Raw genomic sequence first — 7055 nt, 5'->3', positions numbered from 1 at the left:
TGGGGGGGGTGTGTGTGTGGGTTGGGCTCTGACCCCCGGCCCCGTACCACTCACGACTGGGTGGGTGGGTCTCCGCCGGAGGGAGGAGAAGGGCCGGAAAACCGTCGCGGGGCCGATTGGCTAACCGGGGGCCTGGGGCGAGTCTTGGTCGTATCGATCGGACATGGAGGAAACGGATTGCCATGGGAGTCAAGAAATTTCCCGCCGATGTCGGCGTGTATGAACTGAGCGAGGACGAGCGGGTCGCGATCGACGGGCTGGTCGATGAGGTCCGGGCCACCTATGCGTCGGCGGATGATCCTGAATTCCTGTTCCGTGCCGGTACTTTGGCCGCGAACCTGCCCTCCGGTCTTGTCGGGTTCCTCCGGGAATTCCAGCTGTGCGAACGGAACGCCGGTGTTGTCGTGCGGGGCTTCCATGTCGACGACGAAGGCATCGGGCCGACGCCTTCGCACTGGTCCGCCCAAAACGACCCCGCCAGCACCGTTCGCGAGGAGACGTTCTTCGTGTTGTGCGCGTCGTTGCTCGGTGAGCCGTTCGGGTGGTCGACGTTGCAGGCGGGCAGGTTGATCCACGATGTGCTGCCGGTCAAGGGGGAGGAGTTCGCGCAGAGCGGGCATGGCAGCACGGCGAACCTGGAGTGGCACACCGAGGACGGGTTCCACCCCTACCGCTGTGACTACCTCTGCCTGATGGCCATGCGCAATCACACCAAGGTGCCGACCACCTTCGCGAGCGCCGCGGCCATCACGCTGCCCAAGGAGGTCGCGGACGTGCTGTTCGAGCCGCGGTTCCTGATCCGGCCCGATGACGAGCACCTGCGCGTCAAGAGCATGAACAGTGTCAGTGACATCGCCGAGCACACCAAGCCGTCGCCGGTGCTGTTCGGTGACCGGGACAAGCCGTACTTCCGGATCGACCCCTACTACATGGACGCCGTCGAGGGTGACTCCGACGCCAGCCGCGCGCTCAAGACCGTGATCGTCGCGCTGGACGAGGTGCTCGACGACCTGATACTGGAGTCCGGCGAGATCGGCTTCATCGACAACTACCGCGCTGTGCACGGCCGCCGTCCGTTCGTGGCCAGCCACGACGGCACCGACCGCTGGCTGAAGAAGGTGCTGGTCACCCGTGACCTGCGCAAGTCGCGGCAGATCCGCAGCAGCTCGCAGTCGCGGGTGCTCGCGTGATCCCGCAGGCGGCACAGCGGCCGTTCCTGCTCCGGGACCCCGAGCATTTCAAGGTCGCCTTCGAGATCAATCCTTGGATGTCCACAAAGGACCAACCGGACCCTGACAAGACCCGGCAGGAGTGGAGCGATCTCGCGCTGAACCTGATGAAGGCGGGCGGGACCGTCCACAGTGCACCGTCCGACCCCGACTGGCCGGACATGGTCTTCCCGACCGACACCGCGATCGTCAGCGGCGGCAGGTTCCTCACCTCTCGCTTCAGCACGCAGGACAGGCACGGTGAGGCCCGCCTCGGTGCGGACTGGCTGTCCCGCAACGGCTGGACCGAGATCCCCAGCACCGACTGGCCCGAAGGCGCCTATCTCGAAGGCGGCGACGTGCTCGCGTTCGGCGACAAGCTGCTCGGCGGCTACGGCGTCCGCACCACTCAGGCGGCACATGCGGGACTCGCCAAGGCTTTCGGCAGGGAGGTCGTGCCGGTCAAGCTCGTCGACCCGCGCTTCTATCACCTGGACATGTCGGTCTGCCCGCTCGACGACCGCCGCGCGATCGTCTCGCCGGACGCCTGGGACGAGGCCAGCCGCAAACGCTTGCACGACCTCATCGAGGAACCGCTGGTCGTCAGTGTCGAAGAGGCGATGACGTTCTGCGTCAACTCCGTGGTCATCGGCAAGACCATCGTGATGTCCGACTGCCCGGCCCGCGTGGGCAGGCAGCTCGAAGCGTGGGGTTTCGAGCTGCTGATCTCCCCGGTCGGCGAGTTCATCAAGGCGGGCGGCGGCATCCGGTGCATGACCCTCGACCTCGACCTCTGTGGTGAAACAACTAAGGAGCTTTGAAATGTCTTACCGCGTCGTGCTGAACCACGAAGAGCAGTACTCGATCTGGCCCGCCGCCCGTGACCTCCCGGCCGGCTGGCGCGGCGAGGGCACCGAGGGCAGCAAAGAGGAGTGCCTCGCGCACATCGAGACCGTCTGGACCGACATGCGGCCGCTGAGCCTGCGCAAGCGGATGGACCAGGGTGTGAAGCCATGACCGTGGCGGACCTGTTCGAAGAGCAGGTGGCGAGAACGCCGCACGCCACCGCGGTGACCGATCAGCGGCAGAGCCTCACCTACGCCGAACTCGACACGCGCGCCAACCGGCTCGCGAACGAGCTCGGCCTGGCCACCGAGCAGGCGGTTTCGATCTGCCTGCCGCGGTCGGCGGACCTGGTGATCGCCATGCTGGCGGTGCTCAAGGCCGGCGGCACGTTCGTGCTGATCGACCCGCGCTATCCGGCCGAGCGCCGCGAAGCGATGGCGGCCGGCACGAGCATCACCCTCACCACCGTCGAATCCGACGGGTCCGCCACCCCGCCCGCCCGCGACATCAGCGGCGACAACGCGGCCTACGTCGTGTACACCTCCGGCTCGACCGGGACGCCGAAGGGCGTGGTCAACACGCACCGCGGGCTGGAGAACCGGCTGCTCGCGGCGGTGCACGGGCACAACCTCGGCCCCGGCGACCGGCTGCTGCAGGCCACCAGGGTCGGCTTCGACCCCGCGGTCTTCCAGCTGCTGGTGATGCTGGTCGCCGGTGGCACCGTGGTGATCGCGCCGGACGGCACCGAGCAGGACCCGGCCGCGCTGGCGAGGCTGCTCGCCGACGAGCGCATCACCGCGCTCGAGCTGGTCCCGTCGATGCTGCGGGTGCTGCTCGACGAGCCGGGCAGCGCCGATGTCAAACGGTTGCGCTGGCTGACTTCCGCGGGCGAGGCGCTGCACGCCGACCTCTGCGACCGCGCCTACGAGGTCTTCCAGACCGAGGTGTGGAACGTCTACGGCCCAGCCGAATGCGCGATCGGCGCGACCGAGCACCAGTACGTCCGCGGCTCCTCCGGCGCGGTGCCGCTCGGCGCGCCGCTGGAGAACGTCAAGCTCGCCGTGCTCGATGACGGCCAGCCCGTGAAGCCCGGTGGCACCGGCGAAATCCACCTCGGTGGACCGGGTCTCGCTCGCGGCTACCTCGGCGCGCCCGCCCTCACCGCGGAGAAGTTCATCCCGGCCGAGAACGGCGAACGCTGGTACCGCACCGGTGACCTCGCCAGGGTTCTCCCCGACGGTGGCATCGAGTTCGTCGGCCGCGTCGACAACCAGGTCAAGATCAGCGGTGTCCGCGTGGAGCCGGAAGAGATCGAAGCCGTGCTCGCCTGCCACCCCGAGGTTCGTGCGGCGGCCGTGATCCCGGTCGCCGACGGCGGCGGCAACGTGCGCCTCGTAGCCAGTGTCGTTGGCACCCCCGACGCCGACACGCTGCGGAAATACCTGCGCGCCCGGCTGCCAGAGTCGTATCTGCCGTCGGTGTTCCAGAACCTCGACGAGCTGCCGCTCACGAGCAACGGCAAGGTCGACCGGGCCGCGCTGACGCTCACCAGCGACGTCCGCCGTCCGCCCCACCGCGCGCCGCGCACGCCGTTCGAGCACCTGGTCGTGCAGGCCTGGTCGGAGGTGCTCGGCATCGAGCGCATCGGGCTCGACGACGACTTCTTCCAGCTCGGCGGCTATTCGCTGCTGCTCATCCGGGTCGCGGCCAAGCTCCGCGCGTTGTCAGGGCGGCGGCTGCCGGTGCGGCAGCTGTTCACCGCGTCGACCCCGGCCGCGCAGGCGAAGCTCATCGGTGACGACGACAACGCCATCAAGCCGGTCGCGCGTACCGGTGAGCTGCCGCTTTCCTTTTCCCAGCAGCAACTCTGGATCCTCGACCAGCTCAACCCGTCGAGCCCCGAGTACACGATGCCGATCGCGATCCGGCTGGACCCGAGCGCGAACCGCCGCAAGGTCAACGCCGTGCTGAGCGACCTGGCGGCCCGGCACGAGATCCTGCGCACGCGGTACCCGGTGGTCGACGGCCGCCCGGTGCAGCAGATCGACGAGGACCAGGCGATCGACCTCACGCTGGTCAAGACCCGTCCGCACGAGCAGGCCGCCGCCGTCGCGGCCCACTTCGCGCGCGGGTTCGACCTGACGCGCGGCCCGGTCTGGCGTGCGCTGCTCGCCGAGGGCGACGGCCAGGGCCCGCTGCTGGTCATCACCGTGCACCACATCGCGTGCGACGGCTGGTCGGTGGTCAACCTCCGCCGCGAGTTCGACGAGCTGTGGGCCGCGCACACCGAAGGCCGCGAGCCGCAGCTGCCCCCGATGGCCGTCCAGTACGCGGATTTCGCCGCCTGGCAACGGGAACGCGAAGCCAGCGGCGCGCTCAACGACCAGCTCGACTACTGGCGCACGCACCTCGCCGACCTGCCCAGGCTCGACCTGCCGACCGACCGGCCGCACCCACCGGTGCGCGACCCGCGCGGCGCCGCGTTCAGCTTCAGCGTGCCGGCGCATGTCACCAGGGCCGTGGTCAGCCTGGGCAAACAGCGTGGCGCGACGCCCTACATGACCCTGCTCGCGGCTTACGTCGCGTTGCTTTCCCGGTACAGCGGCCAGACCGACATCCCCGTCGGCACGCCGGTCGCCGGGCGGCTGCGTGACGAGGTCGCCGGGATCGTCGGCTGTTTCCTCAACACCGTCGTGTTGCGTTGCGACACCACCGGCGACCCGACCTTCCTCGACCTGGTCGACCGGGTCCGCGACACCGCGCGTGACGCGCAGGCCGCGCAGGAGGTCCCGTTCGACAAGCTGGTCGGCGAGCTGCTGCCGGACCGCGACCTGTCGCGGAACCCGTTGGCACAGGTGCTGTTCGACCTGCACGACTCGGGCGTCACCGCGGCGACCGAGGACCCGTCCGAGGTCTGGATGCTGCTCGACGCGTGGCGCGGCTCGAAGGCCGAGCTGAACCTGACCGTCGAAATCCTGCCCAGCGGGCAATGCTCGGCGGTGCTGGAGTACTCGACCGCGCTCTTCGACCCGGTCACCGTGCACCGGTTCGCCGAGCACTACGTCAAGCTGCTCTCCAGCATCGCGGCCCATGCCGGTGGCAGGATCTCGGACCTGGAGATCCTGCCACCGCGCGAACGGTCGACCGTGCTCACCGCCTGGAACGACCGCACGGCCACCCGGCCGCCGGTGGCGATCCCGGACCTGTTCGCCGCGCAGGCGGCCAGGACCCCGAACGCCGTCGCGCTCGTGGCAGGCGAGAAGTCCCTGACCTACGCGGAATTGGACGAGCAGGCGAGCAAGCTCGCCGCCGGACTCGTCGCGCTCGGCGCCGGACCGGAGACCGTGGTCGGTGTCTGCCTCGACCGCAGCATCGACCTGGTCGTGTCGTTCCTGGGCATTTGGAAGGCCGGTGCCGCGTATGTCCCGCTGGACCCGGCGTTCCCGGCCGATCGTCTGTCCTATGTGGTCGGTGATGCTGGCGCCCGCTACGTATTGACGCACACGCAGCATGCCGACGCGCTGGCCACCGCCGACGCGACGCCGTTGTACCTCGACGACCTCGCCACCCGGCGGAGTCTCGAAGCGCGGCCGCCGCTGCCGTGGGGCCGCACCGACCTGGACACCCTGGCGTACGTCATGTACACCTCCGGCTCCACCGGCCGCCCCAAGGGCGTGCTGGTCGACCACCGCGGGCTGCAGAACTATCTGATGTGGACGGTCGAAGGTTACGCGGGCGCCGGGTCCGGTGGCACGCCGCTGTTCTCGTCGACCGCGTACGACATGGTCGTGCCCGACCTCTACACCGCGCTGGTGATGGGCCAGCCGGTGCACCTGCTGCCGCCGGACTTCGAACCGACGCAGCTCGGCAGGCTGCTCACCGAGGCGGGGCCGTTCACGTTCATCAAGCTCACCCCGGGGCACCTGGACCTGTTGTGCGACCAGCTTTCCCCTGACGAGGCCGCCGACATCGCGAGCATGCTCGCGGTCGGCGCGGACTCGTTCCCGGCCTCGGTGCTCGACCGCTGGCTCGACCTGGCCGGCCCGCACGGGCCGCGGATGCTGAACGAGTACGGCCCGACCGAGATCTCGGTGGCCAACTCGACGTACCCGATCACCGGCGCCGAGCGCGGCGAGGTCGTCCCCATCGGACGGCCGATCCCGAACACCACGATGTACGTGCTCGACGAGCACGGCAACCCGTCGCCGCTGGGTGTGCCGGGTGAGCTGTACGTCGGCGGTGCCGGTGTCGCGCGCGGCTACCTCAACAAACCCGGCCTCACCGCCCGGTGCTTCGTGCCGGACCCGTTCTCGATCACCCCCGGTGCGCGGCTCTACCGCACCGGCGACCGGGCGCGGCTGCGCGCGGACGGGCACGTCGAGTTCCTCGGCCGCAACGACGACCAGATCAAGCTGCGTGGCTACCGGATCGAACCGGCGGAGATCGTCGCCGCGCTGACCGCGCGTCCCGAGATCCGCGACGCGCTCGTGCTCGCGGAGGGCGACGGGGCCACCAAGCGTCTCGTCGCGTATGTGGCGTCCGATTCCGATGTGGACCTCGAAGCACTGCGCGACCACTGCGTGAAGGTGCTGCCCGCCCACCAGGTACCGGCGTCGTTCGTCCCTATCGACAGGATCCCGTTGAACGCCAACGGGAAGGTCGACCGGTCAGCGCTACCGAAGCCGCCTGAGGCAGGGACAGTCCACACGGGACCGCGTGACGAGCTCGAAGAGCACCTGGCCGGTGTCTGGACCGAGCTGCTCGAGCTGGACTCCGAAGTGGACGTCAAGCGGAACTTCTTCCACCTCGGCGGCAACTCGATCCTCGCGGCGAAGCTGGTGTCCAGGATCGAATCCGGATTCGCGCTGTCGATCCCGCTGCGCGCGGTGTTCGAGCACCCGACGATCGCCGAAATAGCCGCGCTGATCGAGCAGAAGATCCGCGACGAGATCGCGCAACTCTCCGACGCCGAGCTGCAAGCTCTCACAGAAGAAGGCTGAC

General features: G+C 69.1%; 4 protein-coding genes. All 4 read left to right on the top strand.

The window, feature by feature from the left end:
- Positions 1 to 182 precede the first annotated feature (182 nt).
- The 4 genes from gntD to ACFV15_RS38745 are packed head-to-tail and all read left to right on the top strand — an operon-like array spanning position 183 to position 7054.
- Complete coding sequence (gntD, locus tag ACFV15_RS38760) at positions 183 to 1190, top strand: guanitoxin biosynthesis L-enduracididine beta-hydroxylase GntD (RefSeq protein WP_378357206.1); 1008 nt, start codon at positions 183 to 185, stop codon at positions 1188 to 1190.
- Positions 1187 to 2029: a dimethylarginine dimethylaminohydrolase family protein gene (locus ACFV15_RS38755; protein ID WP_378357205.1), complete on the top strand. Its 843-nt coding sequence runs from the start codon at positions 1187 to 1189 to the stop codon at positions 2027 to 2029. The genes gntD and ACFV15_RS38755 overlap by 4 nt, the downstream gene beginning before the upstream one ends.
- Position 2030: 1 nt before the next feature.
- Positions 2031 to 2225, top strand: a complete 195-nt coding sequence (locus tag ACFV15_RS38750) for an MbtH family NRPS accessory protein (protein WP_091289412.1) — start codon at positions 2031 to 2033, stop codon at positions 2223 to 2225.
- A complete protein-coding gene (locus tag ACFV15_RS38745; protein WP_378357203.1) occupies positions 2222 to 7054 on the top strand; it encodes an amino acid adenylation domain-containing protein in 4833 nt (1610 codons plus the stop codon). The genes ACFV15_RS38750 and ACFV15_RS38745 overlap by 4 nt, the downstream gene beginning before the upstream one ends.
- The last annotated feature ends 1 nt before the right edge of the window (position 7055 follow it).

Origin of the sequence: Amycolatopsis sp. NPDC059657, assembly GCF_042734395.1 — a bacterium.
Lineage (GTDB): Bacteria > Actinomycetota > Actinomycetes > Mycobacteriales > Pseudonocardiaceae > Amycolatopsis.
The sequence above is the reverse complement of the archived record's forward strand: the minus strand, read 5'-3'. Positions and strand labels throughout refer to the sequence as shown.

Bases quoted from the DNA above. Each gene is read 5' to 3' on its own strand.
- gntD (WP_378357206.1), top strand. From the start codon at position 183: ATGGGAGTCAAGAAATTTCCCGCCGATGTCGGCGTGTATGAACTGAGC.
- ACFV15_RS38750 (WP_091289412.1), top strand. From the start codon at position 2,031: ATGTCTTACCGCGTCGTGCTGAACCACGAAGAGCAGTACTCGATCTGG.
- ACFV15_RS38745 (WP_378357203.1), top strand. From the start codon at position 2,222: ATGACCGTGGCGGACCTGTTCGAAGAGCAGGTGGCGAGAACGCCGCAC.